This window comes from Microbacterium sp. NPDC089695 (genome assembly GCF_044749085.1).
GTDB lineage: Bacteria > Actinomycetota > Actinomycetes > Actinomycetales > Microbacteriaceae > Microbacterium.
The window spans coordinates 88,412-111,254 of sequence record NZ_JBIVHG010000001.1 but is presented as its reverse complement, the minus strand read 5'-3'; the positions used below and the strand labels follow the sequence as shown (position 1 = coordinate 111,254).

Sequence of the window (22,843 nt, the reverse complement as noted above, 5' to 3'; positions counted from 1 at the left end):
AGATGCGCGAGCGGATGCCGCGCCTGCCGCGATGTCGGCGGCACGCCGTAGGCTGTTCTGGTGACCACAGCCCTCTACCGCCGCTACCGCCCCGAGTCGTTCGGCGAGATGATCGGGCAGGCCCAGGTGACCGACCCGCTGATGACGGCGCTGCGAGGTGACCGCGTCGGCCATGCCTACCTCTTCTCCGGCCCGCGCGGATGCGGCAAGACGACGTCGGCGCGCATCCTCGCGCGCTGCCTGAACTGCGCCGAAGGCCCGACCGACGTGCCGTGCGGCACCTGCCCCAGCTGCGTCGAGCTGTCGCGCGCCGGGGGCGGATCGCTCGACGTCGTCGAGATCGACGCTGCGAGCCACAACGGCGTCGACGACGCCCGCGACCTGCGCGAGCGCGCGACGTTCGCGCCGAGCCGTGACCGCTACAAGATCTTCATCCTCGACGAGGCGCACATGGTGACGCCGCAGGGCTTCAACGCCCTGCTCAAGCTCGTCGAAGAGCCGCCGCCGCACGTGAAGTTCATCTTCGCGACGACCGAGCCCGAGAAGGTCCTCGGCACGATCCGCTCGCGCACGCACCACTACCCGTTCCGACTGGTGCCGCCCGCCGCGATGCTCGAGTACGTCGAGAAGCTCTGCGCCGAGGAGGGGGTCGTCGCCGAACGCGGCGTGCTGCCCCTGGTCGTGCGCGCGGGCGGCGGGTCGCCGCGAGACACGCTGTCGCTTCTCGATCAGCTGATCGCGGGATCGGATTCGCCCGCCGGCTCCGAGACCGTGACGGTCGCGTACGAGCGCGCCGTCGCGCTGCTCGGCTACACGCACGCCGCTCTTCTCGACGAGATCGTCGACGCCCTCGCTGCGGGCGATGCGGCCGGAGCGTTTCCCGCGATCGACCGGGTCGTGCAGACCGGTCAGGACCCTCGCCGTTTCGTCGACGACCTGCTCGAGCGACTCCGTGACCTCATCGTCATCGCCGCCGTCGGGTCGGGAGCCTCCGCCGTGCTCCGCGGAATCGCGGAGGACGAGCTCGCGCGCATGCAGTCGCAGGCCGAGGCCTTCGGCGCCGCGCGTCTGTCGCGCACGGCCGACGTCGTGAGCGCCGCCCTCGACGACATGTCCGGCGCGACCTCGCCGCGCCTGCACCTCGAGCTGATGGTGGCGCGTGTGCTGTCCGGCTCTGCGGATGCCGGTGCCGGGGCGCCAGCAGCTCCGGTCGCGACCGCGGGGCGTGCGACCGCGCCGTCCACCCCGGCTCCGCGGGCCAGTGCGCCGGCACCCGCTGCTGCAGACGCACCGACTCCGGTCGCCGAGCGAGCGAGCGACGCATCCGCCCCGGTCGCCCCGCGAGAGAGCGAAGCACCCGCCCCGGTCGCCGAACCGGAGAGCGAACCGACCGCGACGACACCCGCCGATCCTTCCGGAACGGGAGCCGCGAGCGCTCCCGCGGCTCCCGCCCCCTCCGGCCCGGTCACGTTCGATCGCGTCACGGCCGCGTGGCCGGCGATCCTCACGCGTCTCGAAGACATCAGTCGCGCGTCGTGGCTGCTCGCGACCGCGGTGCAGCCGCTCGCGTTCGTCACCGACACCGAGGTGCTGACGCTCGGGTTCACGAGTCAGCACGACGTCGCGAAGTTCAAGGGCACCACTCCGGGGTCCGGTCCGTCCGATCACCTGCGCACGGCGATCGAGCAGGAGCTCGGCGTCAAGGTCAAGTACCTCCCGGCGCCCATGCCGGCCGGCGGCGCACCGCGTCAGTCGTCCTCACCGTCGACCGGTCGCCCGGCGCCCGATGCGCCTGCATCGGAGCCTGCGTCAGCCGGACCACAGCGCGCCCAGACCCGCAGCGACTCCGCGTCGAGCGTGACCGAGTGGGCCGTGGCCCCGATCCCGGCTTCCTCCGAGCCGGCTTCCGCTGAGCCGGCGACCGCCGAGCAGGCGACCACCGGCCTGAGCGGCACCGCGGCACCGGCCACGAGCTCGGATGACACGGCGAGCGCGTCCTCCGACGCGGCCGCCGTGGCGACGACCCCGGCGCCCGCCCCGTCGGAGCCCGCTGCTCCGGCACTGGCCGCCCCGGCGCCGGCGGCATCCGCTCCGTCGACTCAGGTCGCCGATGACGCGCCGCCGCCCTACGACGACGAACCGCCTCCCTACGACGACGAGCCTCCGTACGATCCCGCGTACGAGCCGGTCCCGTCCGGCGCGCCTGCGTCACGTCCGCCCGCCGGCGGGTCCGGCGCCGCGTCGCCGCAGCGCTCCGCGCCTTCCGCGCCACGGCAGGCCCCGGCATCCGCCCCCGTCGTCACCGAGCGCACTCCCTCCGGGGGAGTGCAGCGCTACGGTGAGGCGGTCATCCGCCAGGTGCTCGGCGCGACGTTCGTGCGCGAAGAGCCCTACGAGCCCCCCACGAGGTTCTCCTGATGTACGACGGAATCGTCCAGGAACTCATCGACGAGTTCGGCCGCCTGCCCGGCATCGGGCCCAAGTCGGCCCAGCGCATCGCGTTCCACATCCTGCAGACGCCGACGTTCGACGTCGCGCGTCTGTCCGAGCTGCTCACCGAGATCCGCGTCCGCGTGCGGTTCTGTGAGATCTGCGGCAACGTCGCCGAGCAGGAACGCTGTGCGATCTGCCGCGACCCGCGCCGCAACACGGCGCTGATCTGCGTGGTCGAAGACGCGAAGGACGTCGCCGCCATCGAGCGCACACGCGAGTTCCGGGGTCTGTACCACGTGCTCGGCGGAGCGATCAGCCCGATCGCGGGCATCGGCCCCGACGACCTGCGCATCGCCCAGCTCATGACGCGGCTCGCCGACGGCACGGTGCAGGAGGTCATCCTGGCGACGAATCCGAACCTCGAGGGCGAGGCGACCGCGAGCTACCTCAGCCGACTGCTCACCACCATGCAGATCACGGTCTCGCGCCTCGCGTCCGGGTTGCCCGTCGGCGGCGACCTCGAGTACGCCGACGAGGTCACCCTCGGGCGCGCCTTCGAGGGCCGGCGCGTGCTGTGAACGCGCAGGGCGGCTTCAGCCGTCGTGGCTGGCTGCTGTTCGGCGCGATGGCGCTGCTGTGGGGCGTGCCCTACCTGTTCATCAGCGTCGCGGTCGAGTCGTTCTCGCCTCCGGCGATCGTCGCCGGGCGCACTCTCATCGCCGCGCTCCTGCTGCTGCCGTTCGCGATCCGGGGCGGGGCGCTGCGCGCCGCGCTCAGGCATTGGCCGTGGGTGCTCGCGTTCGGTCTGGTCGAGATGGCCGGGCCCTTCGTGCTCCTCGGTCACGCCGAGATGACGCTGCCCTCCGGGATGACCGGGCTGCTGGTCGCCACCGTGCCGCTGTTCGCCGCGCTCATCGCCCTCGGCGGCGGCGACCGGGGAGTCCTCCGGCCTGCCAGGGCCATCGGCCTCATCGTCGGATTCATCGGCGTCGCGATCGTCGTCGCGGGCCCCGGTCTGTTCGGCGGTCAGGTCAGCCTGCTCGCCGCGGGGGAGGTCCTGCTGGTGGCGGTCCTCTACGCGATCGCCCCGTTCATCGTCGCGCGCAAGCTCGCCGACGTGCCGTCGCTCGGCACGATCACGCTCTCGCTCCTCATGATCGGCATCCTGTACCTGCCGATCGGCCTCCTCACGCAGCACGAGGTCCCGACACCCACCGCGATCGGCGCCCTCCTCGCCCTCGCGGTGATCTGCACGGCCGTCGCATTCCTCGCGTTCTTCGCGCTGATCCGCGAGGTCGGGCCGGTGCGCGCTCCGCTGTTCACCTATGTGAACCCGGTGGTCGCCATCGTGCTCGGGGCGATCGTGCTGTCCGAGCCGCTGACCCCCGGTCTGCTCATCGGCTTCCCGCTCATCATCGCCGGATGCTGGTTCGCGGCGACGGGCGGGCGTCTCCGGCCCCCGGCATCCACTCCGCCCGAGCTCGCCCCGAGCCCGGTCCCGCCCGCTCCCTGACCTCGTCACATGCGCAGGTCGGCATATGCGCCGATCGTAGAATGAGCGTGGGCGGATCCGCCCGACACCCCAGGGAGTGAACGTGGCCCTCATCGTGCAGAAGTACGGCGGCTCGTCCGTCGCCGACGCAGAGAGCATCAAGCGCGTCGCGAAGCGCATCGTCGACACACGTCGTGCCGGACACGACGTGGTCGTCGCCGTGAGCGCCATGGGCGACACGACCGACGAGCTGCTCGAGCTCGCGAACGAGGTCGCGCCGATCCCCGCACCGCGCGAGCTCGACATGCTGCTCTCGAGCGGCGAGCGGATCTCGATGGCGCTGCTGGCCATGGCGATCCACTCGATGGGCTTCGAGGCGCGTTCGTTCACGGGCAGCCAGGCCGGCATGATCACCGACTCGCGGCACGGAGCCGCACGCATCGTCGACGTCACGCCGGTGCGCCTGCGCGAAGCCCTCGACGAGGGCGCGATCACCATCGTCGCCGGGTTCCAGGGGTTCAATCGCGACACCCGCGACATCACGACCCTCGGCCGCGGCGGTTCCGACACGACCGCCGTCGCCCTCGCGGCCGCGCTCTCCGCCGACGTGTGCGAGATCTACAGCGACGTCGACGGCATCTTCACCTCCGACCCGCGCATCATCCCGAAGGCGCAGAAGCTCGATCACATCTCGAGCGAGGAGATGCTCGAGCTCGCCGCGAACGGCGCGAAGGTGCTGTACATCCGCGCCGTCGAGTACGCACGCCGTCACGGCGTCCTGATCCACGCCCGCTCGACGTTCTCGTCGGCCGAGGGCACCTACGTTCTGGGCGAGGGCATGAAGAACCCCCGCGAAGCCGAGGGAGCAGACATGGAAGAACCGATCGTCGCCGGAGTCGCCACCGACTTCAGCCAGGCCAAGATCACCGTCGCCGGGGTGCCGGACGTACCCGGCAAGGCCGCCGAGATCTTCAAGATCGTCGCGAAGTCGGGTGCGAACGTCGACATGATCGTGCAGAACGTGTCGGGTGCGACCACCGGCCGCACCGACATCTCGTTCACCGTGCCCAAGGCCGACGCGACCGGCGCGCTCAAGGCTCTCGCCGCCGAGCAGGCCGAGGTCGGTTTCACGAACCTCGTGCACGACGACCAGATCGGCAAGCTCTCGGTGGTCGGCGCCGGGATGCGCACGCACTCCGGTGTCTCGGCCATCCTGTTCGAGGCGCTGTCGGCCGGCGGCATCAACATCGAGATGATCTCGACGTCCGAGATCCGCATCTCGGTCGTGCTCCGCGACAGCGACCTGGCCGAGGCCGCACGCACCGTGCACAAGGCCTACGGCCTGGACGGCGAGTTCGACGCCACGGTCCACGCCGGCACCGGCCGCTGACGCCGCGCCGGACGCACCCGACGGCGCGATAGACTCGCCGGAACCCTGACATCGGCGCCAGGCGCGGCATCCGCACCCCGACGCCGCGCCCGAAGCCTCTCTTGCAGCACCGCTCGACGCCAAGGAACATCATGACCCGCATCTCCGACTCAGGACTCTCCGTCGCCATCGTGGGCGCCACCGGCCAGGTGGGCACCGTCATGCGCGAGATTCTCGCCGAGCGGTCGTTCCCGATCCGCGAGCTGCGTCTGTTCTCATCGGCCCGTTCGGCGGGCATCGCGATCGAGTTCGGCGGGGCGACCGTGATCGTCGAGGACGTCGAGACCGCGGATGCCGGGGGCATCGACATCGCGCTGTTCTCCGCCGGCGCCACCGCGAGCCGCGCCTACGCGCCGCGGTTCGCCGAGGCCGGAGCCGTCGTGGTCGACAACTCCAGCGCCTGGCGCAACGACCCCGAGGTGCCGCTGGTCGTCAGCGAGGTCAACCCGCACGCGATCGACGACCGCCCGCGCGGCATCATCGCGAACCCGAACTGCACGACCATGGCGGCGATGCCCGTGCTCAAGGCGCTCGACGCCGAGGCGGGCCTCGAGCGTCTGATCGTCTCGACCTACCAGGCCGTGTCGGGCTCCGGCCTCGCGGGGGCGCAGGAGCTCCTCGGTCAGGTCGAGGGTGTGCTCGCCCAGGGCGACACTCTGCGTCTGGTGCACGACGGCTCGGCGATCGACTTCCCGGAGCCCGAGAAGTACGTTGCGCCCATCGCGTTCGATGTCATCCCGTTCGCGGGGAACCTCGTCGACGACGGCCAGAACGAGACCGACGAGGAGAAGAAGCTCCGCAACGAGAGCCGCAAGATCCTCGAGCTGCCGGGTCTGCGCGTCGCCGGCACCTGTGTGCGCGTCCCGGTGTTCACCGGCCACTCGCTGTCGATCAACGTCGAGTTCGCGAAGGACATCACGCCGGATCGCGCGCGCGAGGTGCTGAGCGCGGCTCCGGGCGTCGTGCTCGACGAGGTCCCCACGCCGTTGCAGGCCGCGGGCAAGGATCCGAGCTTCGTCGGCCGCATCCGTGCCGACCAGTCCGCGCCGGAGGGCAAGGGACTCGTGCTGTTCATCAGCAACGACAACCTGCGCAAGGGTGCGGCGCTGAACGCCGTGCAGATCGCCGAGATCCTCGCCGAGCGCCTGGTGACCATAGCCTGACGGCATCCCCGCGATACGTAACCGGTCTGGTGAGACCGGGCCGCGTGGTCTGTCGCACCGTGCCCGCGAACTAGACTGTCCTGGTGACAGAAACAGTCGATGTCGTCCTGATCGGCGGTGGCATCATGTCCGCCACCCTGGGTACCCTGCTGCACGAGCTGCAGCCGGACTGGAAGATCGTCGCCTTCGAGCGACTCTCCGACGTGGCCCAGGAATCGTCGAACCCCTGGAACAACGCGGGCACGGGCCACGCGGCGCTGTGCGAGCTCAACTACATGCCGCAGCAGGGGAGCGGGCCGCTCGACCCGGCCAAGGCGATCTCGATCAACGAGCAGTTCCAGCAGAGTCGCCAGTTCTGGTCGTCGCTGGTCGACAAGGGCGTCCTCGATGCGCCGTCCACGTTCATCAACGCGACCCCGCACATGACGTTCGTGCGCGGCGAGAAGGATGTCGCGTACCTCAAGGACCGCTACGAGGTGCTCAAGAAGCAGCCGCTGTTCTCGGGCATCGAGTACAGCGAGGACTCCCGCGTCATCAACACGTGGGCGCCTCTGCTCATGCAGCAGCGACGCAAGGGCGAGCCGTTCGCCGCGACCCGTGTGCCCGCCGGCACCGACGTCGACTTCGGCGCGCTCACGCACCAGCTGTTCGACCACCTCACCGACTCGGGCGTGACGCTGCGCACGAACACCGAGGTGAAGTCGCTCAAGAAGCAGAAGGACGGCACCTGGCGCGTCGGCTTCCGCAACACCGTCGGCCGCACGCCCGACGAGGTGAACGCGCGCTTCGTGTTCGTGGGCGCGGGCGGCTGGGCTCTCAAGCTCCTGCAGCGCTCCGGCATCCCTGAGATCAAGGGGTACGGCGTCTTCCCGATCGGCGGGCAGTTCCTCAAGACCTCGAATCAGGCGATCGTCTCGCAGCACAAGGCCAAGGTGTACTCGCAGGCGTCCGTCGGCGCCCCGCCCATGTCGGTGCCGCACCTCGACACGCGTGTGGTCAACGGCGAGGCGTCGCTCATGTTCGGACCGTTCGCGACGTTCAGCCCGAAGTTCCTCAAGAACGGCTCGATGCTCGACCTCGTGACGCAGGTGCGCCCGCACAACCTGTGGCCCATGCTGCGCGTCGCGTTCGCGAACCCCGACCTCATCACGTACCTGGTCGGCGAGCTGCTCAAGAACCACTCGAAGAAGGTCGACAGCCTCCGCACGTTCATGCCCACCGCGAAGGGCGAGGACTGGACCCTCATCAACGCGGGTCAGCGCGCGCAGGTCATGAAGAAGGATGCCAAGAAGGGCGGCATCCTGCAGTTCGGCACCGAGGTCGTCGCGGCCGGCGACGGCTCGATCGCCGGACTCCTCGGAGCCTCTCCCGGCGCCTCCACAGCGGTGCCGATCATGCTCGACCTGCTGAAGAAGTGCTTCCCCGCGGAGTATCCGGGATGGGAGGGCGAGCTGCGTGCGCTCATCCCGACCTTCGGCGAGAAGCTGAACACGGATGCCGCGCTGGCCGCGTCATCCACGTCGGCGACCGCTGCCGTCCTCGGCATCGACGAGTAGCGGACCGGTGGCGAAGCTCTACTTCCGCTACGGCGCGATGAACTCGGGCAAGTCCACCGCCCTGCTGCAGGCCGCCTACAACTACGAGGAGCGCGGTCAGCACGTGCTGCTCGCGAAGCCCGCGATCGACACCAAGGGCGCCTCCGAGATCGCGAGCCGCCTGGGCGTGACGCGCGAGGTCGACTTCCTCATCGGCCCCGACGACGATGCCCGCGCACTGTTCGCGGGGCATCGGGAGCGGGTCAGGCGTTCGGCGGAGGAGGAGCTGCTGCCCAGTGGCCCGCTCGACGTCGCGTGCCTGCTGATCGACGAGGCGCAGTTCCTCACGGCCGAGCAGGTCGACGACCTGTTCCGCATCGCGATCGAGGACGGCATCCCGGTCATGGCGTACGGCATCCGCAACGACTTCCTCACGCACGCCTTCCCCGGCTCCGCGCGACTGCTCGCGATCGCCCACTCGCTGGAGGAGCTCAAGACGATCTGCCGCTGCGGCCGGAAGGCCGTGTTCAACGGCCGGGTGATCGGCGGGCGCTTCGTGTTCGACGGCGACCAGGTCGCGATCGACGAGGGTGCCACGGGCTCTGCTGCGCCGGAGCTCACCACCTATGAGTCGCTGTGCGGCGCCTGCTATCTCGAGGAATCCGGCGGCCGCCTGGGCTGACGCCTGCACTGCCACCGTCTCCGACGAGGCGTCTCTTCGGTGCGCCCGGATTGCGTGGTCTGACCACACGCGTTACTGTGGTCAGACCACAGCGTGGACGTGACGAAGGAGGACGGATGCCGGCTGGGCAGCCCGCACGCGCCTGGCGCCTCGTGCTCGAACACATCGAGCGCGACCTCCTCGACGGACGTCTCGGTCCGGGGGACCGCCTCGCCTCCGAGCGTGACCTCGCTGCAGATCTCGGCGTCGGCCGCTCCAGCGTGCGCGAAGCGCTGCGTGTTCTCGAGGTCATGGGGCTCATCCGCACCGCGACGGGCTCGGGGCCGCAGTCCGGCGCGATCGTGATCGCCACGCCCAGCGGGGGTATGTCGACGCTGCTGAGACTGCAGGTCGCCGCGCAGGGATTTCCGCTCGACGACGTGGTGCGCACCCGGCTCCTGCTCGAGGACGCGGTCGTCGCCGACCTCGCGCGCCAACCCCGGCCGGATCTCGACGCGGCCCTCCGCGTGCTCCACGCGATGGATGCCGACGCCCTGACGCCGTCCGAGTTCCTCGCGCTCGACGCGCAACTGCACCTCGCCCTCGCGGAGGCCGGCGGCAACTCGGTCGTCGCAGCGATGATGGCGGGACTGCGCACCTCCATCGAGTCGTACGTGCAGCAGGGCGTCACCGCGATCACCGACTGGAGCGCGATGACCGACGTCCTCCGCGCCGAGCACCGCGCGATCGTCACCGCGATCTCGCGCGGTGATGCAGACGCCGCGCGGGGCCTCGTCCACGCGCACATCACCGGCTACTACACCGCGGCGGGGCTGACCCGTCCCACCCCGCCCGTCGACTGAGAGGCATACCGATGGTCCAGCGTCAGTTCCCCAACCCGGCCGAGCTCCTCGAGCTCATGCGCTTCAAGAAGCCCGAGTTCGACGGCCGCAAGCGTCGGCTCGACGCCGCGCTCACGATCGACGACCTCCGCACGATCGCCAAGCGACGCACACCCAAGGCCGCGTTCGACTACACCGACGGCGCGGCCGAGGGCGAGCTGTCGCTGACCCGTGCGCGTCAGGCGTTCCAGGATGTCGAGTTCCACCCCGGCATCCTCCGCCCAGCGCCGACCGTCGACACCGCGGTCGAGATCCTCGGCGGTCCGTCGGCGTTGCCGTTCGGCATCGCGCCCACCGGGTTCACGCGCCTGATGCAGACCGAGGGCGAGGTGGCCGGTGCCGGGGCCGCAGCGGCCGCCGGCATCCCGTTCACGCTGTCGACGCTCGGCACGACGTCGATCGAGGGTGTGAAGGCCGCGAACCCGCACGGGCGCAACTGGTTCCAGCTGTACGTCATGCGCGACCGCGAGATCTCCTACGAACTCGCCAGACGGGCCGCCGCCGCGGGCTTCGACACGCTGCAGTTCACGGTCGACACCCCGGTCGCCGGCGCGCGCCTGCGCGACAAGCGCAACGGCTTCAGCATCCCGCCTCAGCTCACGCTGGGCACGATCGTCAACGCGATCCCGCGGCCGTGGTGGTGGTACGACTTCCTCACCACTCCCAAGCTCGAGTTCGCGTCGCTCAGCTCCACGGGCGGCACGGTCGGCGAGCTCCTGGATGCAGCGATGGATCCGACCATCAGCTACGACGACCTGGCCGTGATCCGTGACATCTGGCCGGGGAAGATCGTCATCAAGGGCGTGCAGAACGTGGAGGACTCCGTGCGTCTGCGTGACGCCGGAGTCGACGGCATCGTGCTGTCGAACCACGGCGGCCGTCAGCTCGACCGGGCTCCGATCCCGTTCCATCTGCTGCCCGAGGTGCGCCGAGCCGTGGGCGACGAGTTCACCGTCATGATCGACACGGGCATCATGAACGGCGCCGACATCGTCGCGTCCGTCGCGCTCGGCGCGGACTTCACGCTGATCGGACGTGCGTACCTGTACGGGCTGATGGCCGGCGGCCGCGCCGGCGTCGACCGGACGATCGCGATCCTCCGCAGCGAGATCGAGCGCACGATGCGCCTGCTCGGCGTCTCCTCGCTCGCCGAGCTCGAGCCCGCGCACGTCACCCAGCTCACCCGGCTCGTGCCGGTCGCGCGCGCGGCGTCCGACGCGGTCGTGCGCTGAGCCTGGTCAGGCCGTCGACTCGGCGACGTGACCGGCCCGCGGCGGCCACGGCACGAGCATCGACGTCGTGCGTTGATACTCGGCGTAGGCGGGGTACTTCGACGCGGTGATCGACTCCGTGAAGATCGTGGAGCCGATGAACAGGATGCTCAGCAGGAACGCGCCGACGATCGAGGCGTTCAGCACCCCGCCCCAGAACCCGGCGCCCGACGAGACGGCGGCCACAGCCCCGATCGCGTAGAACACCCACCACTGGCTCTGCTCGAAGAAGAAGTTCGGGTGCCTGCTGTAGCGGAACAGTCCGCCGGTCGCGAAGCCGGGGGCGAGCGCGCCGCCCGCGGCCTTCTTGCGCCGGTGGAACTCCCACTGCTGCTGGTCGGCGATCGTCTCGCCCGCGAGCAGCGCGACGAAGACCACGGCGAGAACGACGTCCCATCCGTTCAGCGGAGCGGGGTGCTGCAGGGCCACGTTCGCGGGGAGGGTGATGAGCACGAGCAGCGTCATCTGGTACGCGACGATGAAGAGCAGGTTGAAGATCTGGAACTGCCAGCCGCGCATCCTGCCCCGCAGGATCGCCCACCGGTAGTCCTCCATGCCGGTATAGCCGCCCTTGCGGGCGAAATTGAGGGTGAGGCGAAGCCCCCAGGCGGTGACGAGCACCCCCATGAGCACGAGCCGCGCTGCATCGACGCCGCTCGCGATGCCCGCCGCGGCGAAGGTCCAGACGTAGACGACCGGGACGATCGACCACGCGCGGTCGACCCACGAGGTGTCGCGCGTCAGCAGCGACAGCAGCCAGCACGCGGCGCTGACGACGCCGGCGGTGACGAAGACGATCGCGACGGGATCCATAGCGTCATGATAGGACTGCCCGCCGACATCGGCGGTCGCCGCGCGGATCAGCGATCGGCGAGCAGCTCGTCGAGCTTCTCGGCGGTGTCCTCCCAGCCGTCGACCGCGACCGACGGCACACCGAGCGCCAGCACCGGGTAGTCGTTGCCGCCCTCGTCGAGACGGTCGCCGTAGAACAGCATGGATGCGAGGGGGATGCCGGTCAGCTCCGCGAGCCGTCGCATGCCGAAGGCCTTGTCGATGCCCGCACGTGTGATGTCGATCGAGGTGGAGCCGCCCGAACGCACCTCGAGGCCCGGAAGGCGCGGCGCGACGGCATCGCGCAGCGCCGCCCGCTTGGCGCCGCTCGGATCCCACTCGTGCTTGGCGTCGCGGGGGGCCCTCTGGCCGAGCGCCGAGAACGTGATCTGCGAACCGCGATCCTCCAGGATCTCGCCCCAGGGCTCCGGCTCCCACAGTCCCAGACGCGTCGCCTCCTCGCGCAGTGCGGTCAGCGCCGCGGCCTTCTCGTCGTCGCCGAGGTCGTGCGCGTAGACCGGGGTGAAATCGTGGCCGTCGTGCCGCAGGTACCGCGTGCCGCAGGTCGGCAGCAGGTGCAGGCGCGTCAGCGTCGCGGCATCCACGTCGCCGAGCTGGGCGATCACCTGCGAACGGAACTGCTGCTCGTTGCCTCCGGAGATGATGGCGACGTCGGCCGCGTGCAGCAGCGCCACCAGGAGGTCGGCGATCCGAGGGCTGATCGTGCCCTTCGACGGGGCCAGCGTGTCGTCGAGGTCGAAGGCGACGAGAGCGGGGAACGCGACGCGTGCAGGCGAGGTCATGGTGTCTCCAGGGTACGTGCCGCGGGACGGCGCGGGGCGAAGAGAAGGGTGCAGGCGATCGCCAGTACGACGCCGATCACCGCGCCGCTCGAATTCGCGATCACGTCGCTCACGGTCGCCGCACGGTGGGGGAGCGCGAGTCGCTGCGCGATCTCGATGCCCAGCGAGACGGCGGGCCCGAGCACGACCGAGAGCAGCCACACGCGGCGCGGCATGAGCACGAATGCGAAGATGCCGACCGGCACGAACACCAGCACGTTCGCGAGGATCTCGAGGCGGGTGAAATCCAGCCAGTCCCAGCCGATGCGGTGCGCCGTCGACAGCACCAGGTCGAGCAGGTCCGGCATCCGCTCCTCCACCCGGGTCGGGGTGAGCGTCAACAGTGCGAGACCGGCGAGGAACGGCACGGCGAGGCCTGCGGCGATGCCCCGGGTCAGTCGGCGCGGGGCAGGGAGCAGTCGGCTCACGCGCTCCCCTTCCGCTGGTGTCCCCGTACAGAGAAGGCCGCCCGTGAGGGCGGCCTTCCGATGTCACTGGTCGGGGTGACAGGATTTGAACCTGCGACCTCTTCGTCCCGAACGAAGCGCGCTACCAAGCTGCGCCACACCCCGTTTTGCAACCCTCCGAGTCTACAAGGAAAAACCCGCAGCGCCGAATCGGCCGGTCAGGCGCGAGCCGTGAGGGTGAGCAGCGTCGCCTCGGGGCGGCATGCGAAGCGCACGGGGGCGTAGATCGAGTGCCCGCAGCCCGCGCTCACGTTGAGCGGCACGGTGCGTCCGTCGGTCGACCACGAGCTGAGACCCTTGGCCTGACGCAGGGGGATGTCGCAGTTGGCGACCAGCGCGCCGAACCCCGGCAGGCACACCTGCCCGCCGTGCGTGTGGCCGCCGAAGATCGCATCCGCCCCCAGGTCGACGAAGCCGTTGAGGATGCGCTGGTACGGGGCGTGCGTGACGCCGAGCACCGAGGTGGCGGCATCCCGAGGGCCGAGGGCGTCGATCGCTGCGGGAAGCGCTTCGAGCCGGTCCCAGTCGCGGTGCGCGTCGCTCACACCGAACAGGTCGACCGTGGCGCCGGCGACGGTCAGCCGCGCCGCGGTGTTGTTGAGGCCGGTCCAGCCGAGCTCGTCGGTGAAGAACGCGTCCATGGCATCCGTGTCGAGCAGAGTCGGCGCCTTCTGCGTCGCCGACGGCCCCGTGAAGTAGCGCAGCGGGTTGCGCGGCGAGGGCCCGTTCACGTCATTCGATCCGTGCACGAACACTCCGGGGATCCCGGCGAACGGCTCGAACGCGCGGCGGATGCCGGCGAGGCCGTCGCGATGCCCGAGGTTGTCGCCCGTGTTGACCACGAGATCGGGGTCGAGCTGCGCGAGCGACGCGAGCCAGTCCTGCTTGCGGTGCTGCCACGGCGCCATGTGCGCGTCCGACACGTGGAGCACCCGGATCGGCGCGGAGCCGGGTGCCAGGGCGGATGCCGTGACCTCGCGCACCGTGAAGAGGTAGCGCTCGATGCCGAAGCCCCACACCGCGGCCGCAGCGCCCGCGGCCCCCACCGCGCCGAGCGCGATGAGGGCCGGGTGCGCCGAGCGACTCGAGGTCACTGGCACGAGACGGTGATCGGCGTCGCGCGATTCGCCGCGGTGTTCGCCGGAGGATCGGTCGCGGCGACGGTCGCCCCGCCAGGGTTGCAGGAGTTGTCGAAGGAGACCGACGTGAACCCTGCGGCGAGGAGCGCGGCTCCGGCGGCGGTCTTCGGCTGCCCGGTGACGTCGGGCACAGTCGCGCCCTGCCCGTTGCTCGGCGAGATCGTCACGGTCGCGCCCGCCGGGGCCTGACCGGCGGGATCCTGCGCCATGATGACGTCGCCCGCGGGGCCGTCGACGGCAGCGCCGACCGTGACCTGGAAGCCCTTGTCCTCGAGCATCTGCGTGGCCGCGGCGACCGTCTGCCCGACGACGTTCGGCACCTCGGTGAGCACCTGCTTGCTGAGGTTCGCGTCGGGCTGCGGGAAGGCGTCACCGCCGTAGATGTCGTTCGCCGTGCGCTGCATCGTCCGCGCGAGCCCGTAGCGCATCTCGTTGAGGGCCGTGCCGTTCCAGCTCTGCCGGAGGATGCTCGCCTCGCCCTGCCAGCGACCGACCCAGACGGCCGTCGTGATCTTCGTGCTGGACTCGATCATCATGGTTCCCCACGACTCGTGGGTTCCGGTCTTGCCGATCAGCGGAGTGCCGTCGTTCGTGTTGGCCCGGCGACCCGTTCCGCCGTTCATGACTCCCTGGAGCGCGAACGCCGCAGTGTTCGCGACCTCGGGTGAGATCACCTGCGAGCACTTCGACTCCGGGATCGGGAGGTCGTTGCCCTCAGCGTCGACGACGCGGTCGATCGCCTTCGGGGTGCAGTAGATGCCGTTGTTGGCGACCGTCGCGTAGGCGCCGGCCATCGCGAGCGGCGAGATGTACTTCGGGCCGAGGATGTCGTACGGCGCCGCGTTGCCGTCGGTCGTCTTGCCGCCGTTCGCGAGCGTCACGCCCATGCGGTCGGCTACCGCGTTGATCTTGCAGAGGTCGAGCTTCTCTGCCATCGCGAGATAACCGCTGTTGAGGGAGTCGGCCGTGAAGCGCATGACCGTTCCGGTGTACCCACCCTGGTTGCCGAAGTTCTGGATCTTCGTGGTGTTGCGGATGCTGTCGTCGCCGCACTTGAAGTTCTGGAACACGCGGTTGGTGCCGTTGAGCGTCTCGCGGACCGATCGGCCCTCCTCGAGCCAGTCGATCAGCGTGAACAGCTTGTACGTCGATCCGACCGAGAAGCCGTTGGATCCTCCGTGCGCCTTGTCGGAGGCGAACACCAGCGAGGAGTACGCCTGATCGCCCTGCACGGTCTCGCTGAACTTCGTGTTCTGCGTGATCGCGAGCACCCGACCGGTCGTTGCCTCGAGCGAGACGCCCGCCGCACCGAAGTACTGGTTGTCGTAGTTCGCGGGGACCGTGTTGCGCATCGCGACCGCACCGGCGCTCTGGATGTCGATGTTCATGGTCGAGTAGATCTTGAGACCACCCTGACGAAGCCGGTCGCGGCGCTCCTGCTCGGTGTCTCCGAAGGCCGGGTCGTTGAGCACGACCGACTTCACGTACTCGCAGAAGTAGGCGCTGGTCGTGGCCGCGGCGCAGCCCTGCGTCGGCGGGTTGATCGCAGGGGTGATCGGCGAGGCGTCGGCCTCGTCGTACTGCGCCTGTGTGATCTTGCCGAGCGTGAGCATGCGCTGCAGCACGTAGTGGCGGCGGTCGAGGGTGTCGACGTAACCGTCGTCGACACCGTTGCGTGGAGTGCCGTCGGCGTTCGTGCCTGTGCCGCCCGGCTTGTCGATGCGGTACTGATTCGGGTTCTGCACCATACCCGCGATGGTCGCCGCCTGGGCGACCGTGAGGTTCGCGGCCGTCGTCGAGAAGTAGTAGCTCGCAGCCGACTCGATGCCGTAGACCGTGCCGCCGAAGTTCGCGATGTTCAGATAGCCGAGCAGGATGTCGTTCTTCGAGTACTCCTTCTCGATCTGCAGCGCGTAGCGCATCTCCTGCAGTTTGCGCTCGATGCCCTTCGAGCCCACCGCGTTCGTCGCGTCGAGCCAGCACTGCTGCAGGTCGTCGGCGTAGGTGCCGGAGGCCGGGTCGGCATCCTGCTCGCAGTCCTGGATCAGCACGTTCTTCACGTACTGCTGCGTGATGGTCGAGGCGCCGCGATCGCTGGTGCCGCGCAGGTTGTCGACGAGCGCCTTCGCGGTCGCTCCGACGTTCACACCGCCGTGCGAGTAGAAGTCCTTGTCCTCGCTCGCGAGGATCGCGTCGTACACGACGGGGTTGATCTGCTCGAACGTCACCGGGATGCGGTTCTGCTCGTAGAACGAGGCCAACTCCACCGAGGTGCCGTCCGACTTGGTCGCGTAGATCGTCGACTGCTCCATGGGAGCGGTGACGTCAAGCTTGGCGGGGAGCTTCTCGAAGATCGTGAGAGCCTGCGAGCCGGCGATACCCGTCATGGCGAGGACGGGGGTGACGCTGGCCGTGACGAGGAGGCCGGCGACCGCGCTCAGGCCGACGAGTCCGAGGACCCCGCCGAGCGCACCCTTCACCGTGCGATTCTTTGTAGGCATACGCTTGATCGTAGGGGAGTTCCCTGAATACCGCCTTTGACGCACCCGCGAGCGCGGGTGCCGCCAGACAGGAGAGCCATGACCACGTGGGAGTACCTCACCACGCCGCTGCTGATCCACAACACGGCCGCGATCCTCAACAACTGGGGCAAGCAGGGCTGGGAGCTCGTGCAGGTCGTCCAGGGGCCCGAAGGTGGGCTCGTCGCCTACTTCAAGCGCCCGGTCGGCGGGGACGCTGCGGGTAACGCCGGACTCGCCGCCGCCGAGCAGGCCGCGCGCCAGTTCGAAGGAGGTGCGGCATGACGATCTCCGCACGTCTCGCCGAGCTCGGCATCGAGCTCCCCGCCGTCGCCGCCCCCGTGGCCGCATACGTGCCGGCCGTCGTCCACGACGGACTCGTCTACACCTCGGGACAGCTGCCCTTCTCCGGCGGTGCGCTGCCGACGACCGGCAAGGTGGGCGCCGAGGTCACCGCGGAGGACGCGAACGCCTATGCCCGCACGTGCGCGCTGAACGCCCTGGCAGCGGCAGCGGATGCCGCGGGCGGCGTCGACCGCATCGCCGGGGTGCTGCGGGTCGGCGGCTTCGTCGCATCCGTTCCCGAGTTCACCGGACAGCCCGGTGTGATCAACGGCGCGAGCGTGGTGCTCGGCGAGATCTTCGGCGATGCCGGCCGCCACGTCCGCGCCGCCGTGGGGGTGCCGGTGCTTCCGCTCGACAGCCCGGTCGAGGTCGAGGTCACGTTCATCCTCGCCTGATCGCGGTCGCCCGATCAGGGCGCACATGTGAAACGCCCCCTCCCGTTCGGGAGGGGGCGTTTCTCTTCCCCGCTACTTGACCTGCGCCGAGATGATGCTCATCACCGCGGTGTCGGCGAGCGTCGTGGTGTCGCCCACCTCGCGGCCCTCCGCGACGTCGCGCAGGAGGCGGCGCATGATCTTGCCCGACCGGGTCTTGGGCAGCTCTCCGACGATGTAGACGTCGCGCGGACGGGCGATCGCACCGATCTGCTCGCCCACCCACAGCCGCAACTGCTGGGCGAGCCCCGCCGGGTCGTGGGCCGACAGGTAGCTCTCCTTGATGATCACGAACGCCACGACGGCCTGACCGGTGGTCTCGTCGGACGCCCCGACCACGGCGGCCTCGGCGGTCGCCTCGTGAGCGACGAGAGAAGACTCGATCTCGGCGGTCGAGAGGCGGTGCCCCGACACGTTCATGACGTCGTCGACCCGACCGAGCAGCCACAGGTCGCCGTCGCCGTCGAGTCGGGCGCCGTCGCCCGCGAAGTAGTAGCCCTGCTTCTCGAACTTCTCCCAGTAGGTCTCCTTGTAGCGCTCGGGGTCGCCCCAGATGCCGCGCAGCATGCTCGGCCACGGCTCGGTGATCACCAGCAGCCCGCCGTTGCCGTTGCCGACGTCGGCTCCCGACTCGTCGACCACGTCGATCGAGATGCCGGGCAGCGGCACCTGGGCCGACCCGGGCTTGGTCGACGTGACACCGGGCAGAGCCGACACCATGATGGCTCCCGTCTCGGTCTGCCACCACGTGTCGACGATCGGTGTCGTGCCGGCGCCGATCACGTCGCGGTACCAGATCCACGCCTCGGGGTTGATGGGCTCGCCCACCGACCCGAGCAGTCGCAGCGACGACAGGTCGAACTTCTGCGGCACGCTGCGGCCGATCTTCATGAACGAGCGGATCGCGGTCGGTGCCGTGTAGAAGATCGAGACCTTGTACTTCTCGATGATCTCCCACCAGCGACCGGGGTGCGGCGAGTCCGGGGTGCCCTCGTAGATGACCTGGGTGGCGCCGTTCGCGAGCGGCCCGTAGGTGACGAAGCTGTGGCCGGTGATCCAGCCGATGTCGGCCGTGCACCAGTAGACGTCGGTCTCGGGATGCAGGTCGAAGACGTACTTGTGCGAGTACGCGGCCTGCGTGAGGTAGCCGCCCGAGGTGTGCAGGATGCCCTTGGGCTTGCCGGTCGTGCCGGACGTGTACAGGATGAACAGCGGGTTCTCCGCCGGGAACGCCTGCGCCGTGTGCTCCGCGGATGCCGCGGGAACGACGTCGTGCCACCACAGGTCGCGCTCCTCGTCCCACTCGACCTCGTTGCCGCCGCGCTTGACGACGAGCACGTGCTCGACGGTCTGCTGCTCCCCGTCGCCGCGGTCGGCGAGCGCCTGGTCGACCGCGGGCTTCAGGGCCGAGACCTTGCCCTTGCGGTATCCGCCGTCGGCGGTGATGACGAGCTTCGCGCCGGCGTCGTCGATGCGCGCCCGGAGGCTGTCGGCGCTGAAGCCGCCGAACACGACCGAGTGGATCGCTCCGACGCGGGCGACCGCGAGCATCGAGGCGACGGCTTCGGGGATCATCGGCAGGTAGATCGCGACGCGGTCGCCGTGTCCGACGCCGAGACCCTCGAGCACATTGGCGACGCGCTTGACCTCCTCGGTGAGCTCGGCGTACGTGATGCTGCGCGCATCCCCGGGCTCACCCTCCCAGTGCAGGGCGACGCGGTCGCCGTTGCCCGCGTCGACATGGCGGTCGAGGCAGTTGTAGGCGACGTTGAGCTCGCCGTCGTCGAACCACTTGGCGAACGGCGGCGTCGACCAGTCGAGGGTGCGCGTGAAGGGCGTGTGCCATTCGAGGAGTTCCCGCGACTGCTCGGCCCAGAAGTCCAGACGATCGGCGGACGCACGCTCGTACAGCTCGGGGGAGGAGACCGACTGTGCGACGAACTCGGCGGACGGCGGGAATGTGCGGGTCTCATCGAGGAGATGGTCGATCTGGCTGCTCATCGGCAGGCGCTCCTTTGCGGCGTGGCAGGGTCGTGCGGGCGCGATCCCGTGGGGTGACGAGACCGCGTGAGGGCGAATCTAGTCGGGGCCGCAGACGTTCGCCTACCGCCGAAAGTCGGTATCCGAGACGGGTTTTGTCAGGACGGTCGCCTTGCGTACACTCGACGACAGCCGAATTCTTCATTCCGGCCTTGGCGTGCCCGATTCCCCCGAAAGGGTCGCCGTGGGCGGCATCTCATTCCCCCCGTGAGGTGCCGCCCTTCTCCGTCTCAGACGGCGTAGATGGGCAGCTGTTCGCACCTGTCTCCCTGCTCATGTCTCGCTGTGCACGGATGCCGTGGCGGCGGAGTTCTGCACAGCATCCGGTGAAGGCTTCCACCGGCGCCGTCGGGAGCGGGCGGCCGTGCGTAGCGTCGTCGCATGAGCCAACCCTTCGTGATCGAACCCCGTGCGTCCGGAGGCGTCGACGCCCACCGCGAGCTCGTCCTCGATCCCGCTTTCGGGCCGCTTGCCCGGCATGTCGCCGACGAACGGGTCACCGACGTGTTCGTGAACGGCACGGCCGGTCTCTTCGTCGACAGGGGAGCAGGTGCCGAGCCGGTGGACGGCTGGCGGGCGTCCGAGCGGGAGGTACGCGACCTCGCGGTCTCGCTGATCGCGCTCGGCGGTCGTCATGTCGACGACCAGGCACCCTGCGTCGACGTCCGTCTGGCATCCGGCGTGCGTGTGCACGCGGTGCTCGCGCCGGTCGCGGCATCCGGGACGGCGCTGTCGATCCGCATCCCCCGGGTGAGAGCGGCCGACCTCGCCGCTCTCGCCGCACGAGGGGCCTTCGACGAGCGGCAGCACGAGCGACTGCGCGACCTCGTCGCCGCTCGCGCCAACATCCTCATCTCGGGCGGCACCGGCACGGGCAAGACGACGCTGCTGTCGGCACTTCTCACGCAGGCGCCCGCGGCCGAGCGGATCGTCACGATCGAAGACGTCGCCGAGCTCCGCCCCCGCCACCCGCATCACGTGGCGCTCGAGGCCAGACAGCCCAACCTCGAGGGGGCCGGCGGCATCAGCCTGGCACGGCTCGTGCGCGAGTCGCTGCGGATGAGGCCCGACCGGCTCGTGGTGGGCGAATGCCGGGGCGAGGAGGTGCGCGAGCTCCTCAGCGCGCTGAACACCGGACACGACGGCGGTGCCGGAACCCTGCACGCCAGCGGTCTGCACGATGTCCCCGCCCGGCTCGAGGCGCTCGGAGCGCTCGCCGGTCTCGACGCGACGGCGTTGGCTCGGCAGGCGGTGAGCGCCTTCGGCATCGTGCTGCACCTCGATCGGACGCCGGACGGTCGCCGTCGCATCGCGTGCGCCGGGACGCTCACGATGCTCGGAGACCGCCTGTCCATAGAAGAGGTGCGGGAATGGTGAGGCGGGCGGCACGGGTTCCGCCGCCCGACGCGACCGCTGCGGCCACGGTGCAGACCCTCGCCGTGCTGCTGCAGGCCGGCGCGGCGCCGCGTGCCGCCTGGCGGCATCTGGCCGACATCGACGATCCCGTGGCCACCGAGGTCGTGCGGCGCTGCGACCAGGGCAGGCCGCTCGTCGGCGCGATCGAGGCCGAGGGGGGAGCATGGCGCGACGTCGCCGCCGCCTGGGAGGTCGCGGGTGTCGTCGGCGCGCCGCTCGCCGACGTGCTCCGATCGATCTCCGGAGCGCTGCGAGACGCCGCGACGACGTCCGACGACGTCCGTATCGCTCTCGCCGAGCCCGCGGGCACGGCGCGGATGCTGCTGTGGATGCCGTTGGCCGGGCTCCTGCTCGGCTTCGCGTTCGGCTTCGACACGATCGGCGTCATCGTCGGCACCCCGGCGGGCGCGGTGTGCGTGGTGCTCGGCCTCCTGCTGGTTCTCGCGGCGCGCCTCTGGACGGCACGGCTCCTGCGTCGGGCGCAGTCCGAGCCCGGCACGCCGGGGCTGCGCGCCGAGCTCATGGCGGTCGCGCTGTCGGGCGGGATCTCGGCCGATCGTGCACTCCGTCTCGTCGCCGACGCGACGACGAGTGCCGACGCGGCCACGACCGGGGACTACGACCACGGCGCGGTCGACGAGGCGCGCCTGCGCGCCGTCCTCGACCTCTCGCGGTCGGCCGGGGTTCCCGCAGTCGAACTGCTGCGCGCGACCGCGGCTCAGGAACGGCACGACGCCCGCGTGGCCGGCCGACTCCGCGCCGCAGCACTGTCGACCAGGCTGCTGATCCCGCTCGGCGTCTGCACGCTCCCCGCTTTCCTCCTGCTCGGCGTCGCACCACTGCTGCTGAGCGTCCTCGGATCCACCCCGCTGCCGCTGTGACGGCGTCGACCCGGGCGCATCCCGCGCTCCTGACAGAGAGAAGGACCACCATGACCACGACCCCATCGCTGCCGCACCTCACGGCCCGACGTGCCGCCGCCCTGTTCGGCGACGAGAGCGGAGCGGCCACCGCCGAGTATGCGATAACGACCATGGCGGCCGTCGCGTTCGCCGGCCTCCTGGTCGTCATCATGCGCTCGGACGAGGTGCGGGGCATCCTCACCGACCTCGTGCGTCGCGCCCTCACGGTGTCGTGATGTGCGCGGCGCGCTCTCGACCTACCCGGCGTCCGGCCCGTGCCGCATCCGATGAACGCGGGTCGGCGGCGGCGGAGCTCGCCCTCGCGCTACCGGCCGTCGTGCTGGCGCTTCTGCTCGGCGCGGGAGCGCTCGGCGCAGGCGCACGGCACGTCGCGCTCCAGGATGCCGCCGCCGACGCCGCGCGCCTGCTCGGGCGCGGTGAGGATGCCGGTGCCGCGCACGCCGCGGTGGGAAGGGCCGTTCCGGGCGCGTCGATGTCGAGTCGCGCGGACGACGGCCTCGTGTGCGTGACGGCACGTGCAGAGGTCGCCCTCGCCGTGCTCCGGCTCCCGATCGAGGCGTCGAGCTGTGCGCTGGGGGACGGGCGATGATGTCCGCCGCGTGCGTCGGGCACGCCGACGCACGCGCGCGACCGTCACTCGTTCGCGGGGCGCTCTGATGGCCGGTACCGCACTCGCGGCGGGCGTGCTGACGGTGTCCGCCGCGCTCGCGCTGGGGCTGGCGGCGGTCGGCGGAGCGGCCGTGACGGCTCAGCGAGCGGCCGGTGCCGCCGACGCGGCCGCGCTCGCCGCCGCCGACGCATCGAGCGGCGCGGTACCGACCGCCGAGACGCCGTGCGGCCTTGCCGCTCGGGTCGCGGCGGCCTCCGGCGCCCGTCTCGTGGAGTGCGACGTCGCAGACGCCGTGGCGACCGTGCGTGTCCAGGCGGCGTACGCTGGACTCGCCGCCGTCTCCCGCGCCCGTGCCGGGCCACCCGAGGAGAGATGACGGCGAAGCGAAGCG

22 protein-coding genes and 1 tRNA gene are annotated in these 22,843 nt (G+C 70.4%); 16 read left to right on the top strand and 7 right to left on the bottom strand.

What is annotated here, in order from left to right; translation table 11 throughout:
• The first annotated feature begins 60 nt into the window (after window positions 1-60).
• The 9 genes from ACIPYT_RS00595 to ACIPYT_RS00555 all read left to right on the top strand — a co-directional run bounded on the left by ACIPYT_RS00595 (window position 61) and on the right by ACIPYT_RS00555 (window position 10,847).
• Window positions 61-2,418, top strand: a complete 2,358-nt coding sequence (locus ACIPYT_RS00595) for a DNA polymerase III subunit gamma and tau (protein ID WP_401069378.1) — start codon at window positions 61-63, stop codon at window positions 2,416-2,418.
• Complete coding sequence (gene recR, locus ACIPYT_RS00590; RefSeq protein WP_050722587.1) at window positions 2,418-3,011, top strand: recombination mediator RecR; 594 nt, start codon at window positions 2,418-2,420, stop codon at window positions 3,009-3,011. Before ACIPYT_RS00595 ends, recR begins: the two co-directional genes overlap by 1 nt.
• Window positions 3,008-3,946: a DMT family transporter gene (locus ACIPYT_RS00585; protein ID WP_401069376.1), complete on the top strand. Its 939-nt coding sequence runs from the start codon at window positions 3,008-3,010 to the stop codon at window positions 3,944-3,946. Before recR ends, ACIPYT_RS00585 begins: the two co-directional genes overlap by 4 nt.
• 82 nt (window positions 3,947-4,028) lie before the next feature.
• Complete coding sequence (locus ACIPYT_RS00580; RefSeq protein ID WP_401069373.1) at window positions 4,029-5,315, top strand: aspartate kinase; 1,287 nt, start codon at window positions 4,029-4,031, stop codon at window positions 5,313-5,315.
• Window positions 5,316-5,446: 131 nt separating this feature from the next.
• Entirely contained in the window at window positions 5,447-6,517 is a 1,071-nt protein-coding gene (locus ACIPYT_RS00575) for an aspartate-semialdehyde dehydrogenase (protein ID WP_401069370.1), read from the top strand.
• A 125-nt stretch (window positions 6,518-6,642) separates the two neighbouring features.
• Window positions 6,643-8,073 carry a malate dehydrogenase (quinone) gene (gene mqo, locus ACIPYT_RS00570; protein ID WP_401074706.1) on the top strand — a complete coding sequence of 477 codons (1,431 nt, stop codon included), beginning with the start codon at window positions 6,643-6,645 and terminating at the stop codon, window positions 8,071-8,073.
• A 7-nt stretch (window positions 8,074-8,080) separates the two neighbouring features.
• The gene (locus tag ACIPYT_RS00565; protein ID WP_401069368.1) at window positions 8,081-8,734 is read left to right on the top strand and encodes a thymidine kinase; all 654 of its coding nucleotides are present in this window, start codon (window positions 8,081-8,083) and stop codon (window positions 8,732-8,734) included.
• A 116-nt stretch (window positions 8,735-8,850) separates the two neighbouring features.
• On the top strand, window positions 8,851-9,576 hold the full coding sequence (locus tag ACIPYT_RS00560; RefSeq protein ID WP_401069365.1) for a FadR/GntR family transcriptional regulator: 726 nt from the start codon (window positions 8,851-8,853) through the stop codon (window positions 9,574-9,576).
• Window positions 9,577-9,587: 11 nt separating this feature from the next.
• Complete coding sequence (locus tag ACIPYT_RS00555; protein ID WP_401069363.1) at window positions 9,588-10,847, top strand: alpha-hydroxy-acid oxidizing protein; 1,260 nt, start codon at window positions 9,588-9,590, stop codon at window positions 10,845-10,847.
• A gap of 6 nt (window positions 10,848-10,853) precedes the next feature.
• Here ACIPYT_RS00555 and ACIPYT_RS00550 read toward each other — a convergent pair whose 3' ends face one another.
• The 6 genes from ACIPYT_RS00550 to ACIPYT_RS00525 all read right to left on the bottom strand — a co-directional run bounded on the left by ACIPYT_RS00550 (window position 10,854) and on the right by ACIPYT_RS00525 (window position 16,666).
• Window positions 10,854-11,699, bottom strand: coding sequence for a DUF1295 domain-containing protein (locus ACIPYT_RS00550; RefSeq protein ID WP_401069360.1), 846 nt, complete (start codon window positions 11,697-11,699; stop codon window positions 10,854-10,856).
• Between the two features lie 47 nt (window positions 11,700-11,746).
• Window positions 11,747-12,520, bottom strand: coding sequence for an HAD-IIB family hydrolase (locus ACIPYT_RS00545; RefSeq protein WP_401069358.1), 774 nt, complete (start codon window positions 12,518-12,520; stop codon window positions 11,747-11,749).
• Window positions 12,517-12,987, bottom strand: coding sequence for a VanZ family protein (locus ACIPYT_RS00540; protein WP_401069355.1), 471 nt, complete (start codon window positions 12,985-12,987; stop codon window positions 12,517-12,519). The genes ACIPYT_RS00545 and ACIPYT_RS00540 overlap by 4 nt, the downstream gene beginning before the upstream one ends.
• A gap of 67 nt (window positions 12,988-13,054) precedes the next feature.
• Window positions 13,055-13,131, bottom strand: a tRNA-Pro gene (locus ACIPYT_RS00535).
• Between the two features lie 53 nt (window positions 13,132-13,184).
• Complete coding sequence (locus ACIPYT_RS00530) at window positions 13,185-14,120, bottom strand: metallophosphoesterase (RefSeq protein WP_401069352.1); 936 nt, start codon at window positions 14,118-14,120, stop codon at window positions 13,185-13,187.
• Window positions 14,117-16,666: a transglycosylase domain-containing protein gene (locus tag ACIPYT_RS00525; protein ID WP_401069349.1), complete on the bottom strand. Its 2,550-nt coding sequence runs from the start codon at window positions 16,664-16,666 to the stop codon at window positions 14,117-14,119. Before ACIPYT_RS00525 ends, ACIPYT_RS00530 begins: the two co-directional genes overlap by 4 nt.
• Before the next feature lie 78 nt (window positions 16,667-16,744).
• Here ACIPYT_RS00525 and ACIPYT_RS00520 point away from each other — a divergent pair, with 78 nt between their 5' ends.
• Window positions 16,745-16,969 carry a hypothetical protein gene (locus ACIPYT_RS00520; protein WP_400818513.1) on the top strand — a complete coding sequence of 75 codons (225 nt, stop codon included), beginning with the start codon at window positions 16,745-16,747 and terminating at the stop codon, window positions 16,967-16,969.
• Window positions 16,966-17,424, top strand: a complete 459-nt coding sequence (locus ACIPYT_RS00515) for a RidA family protein (protein WP_401069346.1) — start codon at window positions 16,966-16,968, stop codon at window positions 17,422-17,424. The genes ACIPYT_RS00520 and ACIPYT_RS00515 overlap by 4 nt, the downstream gene beginning before the upstream one ends.
• Before the next feature lie 72 nt (window positions 17,425-17,496).
• On the opposite strand, the gene acs is transcribed toward ACIPYT_RS00515, so the two are convergent.
• Window positions 17,497-19,464, bottom strand: coding sequence for an acetate--CoA ligase (acs, locus tag ACIPYT_RS00510; protein ID WP_401069343.1), 1,968 nt, complete (start codon window positions 19,462-19,464; stop codon window positions 17,497-17,499).
• A gap of 420 nt (window positions 19,465-19,884) precedes the next feature.
• Here acs and ACIPYT_RS00505 point away from each other — a divergent pair, with 420 nt between their 5' ends.
• From ACIPYT_RS00505 to ACIPYT_RS00485, 5 genes are all read left to right on the top strand, one after another.
• Window positions 19,885-20,880 carry a TadA family conjugal transfer-associated ATPase gene (locus ACIPYT_RS00505; protein ID WP_401069340.1) on the top strand — a complete coding sequence of 332 codons (996 nt, stop codon included), beginning with the start codon at window positions 19,885-19,887 and terminating at the stop codon, window positions 20,878-20,880.
• The gene (locus ACIPYT_RS00500; RefSeq protein WP_401069337.1) at window positions 20,874-21,800 is read left to right on the top strand and encodes a type II secretion system F family protein; all 927 of its coding nucleotides are present in this window, start codon (window positions 20,874-20,876) and stop codon (window positions 21,798-21,800) included. The genes ACIPYT_RS00505 and ACIPYT_RS00500 overlap by 7 nt, the downstream gene beginning before the upstream one ends.
• Before the next feature lie 50 nt (window positions 21,801-21,850).
• Entirely contained in the window at window positions 21,851-22,057 is a 207-nt protein-coding gene (locus ACIPYT_RS00495; protein WP_401069334.1) for a DUF4244 domain-containing protein, read from the top strand.
• Complete coding sequence (locus ACIPYT_RS00490; protein ID WP_401069332.1) at window positions 22,057-22,431, top strand: TadE family type IV pilus minor pilin; 375 nt, start codon at window positions 22,057-22,059, stop codon at window positions 22,429-22,431. Before ACIPYT_RS00495 ends, ACIPYT_RS00490 begins: the two co-directional genes overlap by 1 nt.
• A gap of 67 nt (window positions 22,432-22,498) precedes the next feature.
• On the top strand, window positions 22,499-22,828 hold the full coding sequence (locus tag ACIPYT_RS00485; protein WP_401069330.1) for an Rv3654c family TadE-like protein: 330 nt from the start codon (window positions 22,499-22,501) through the stop codon (window positions 22,826-22,828).
• The last annotated feature ends 15 nt before the right edge of the window (window positions 22,829-22,843 follow it).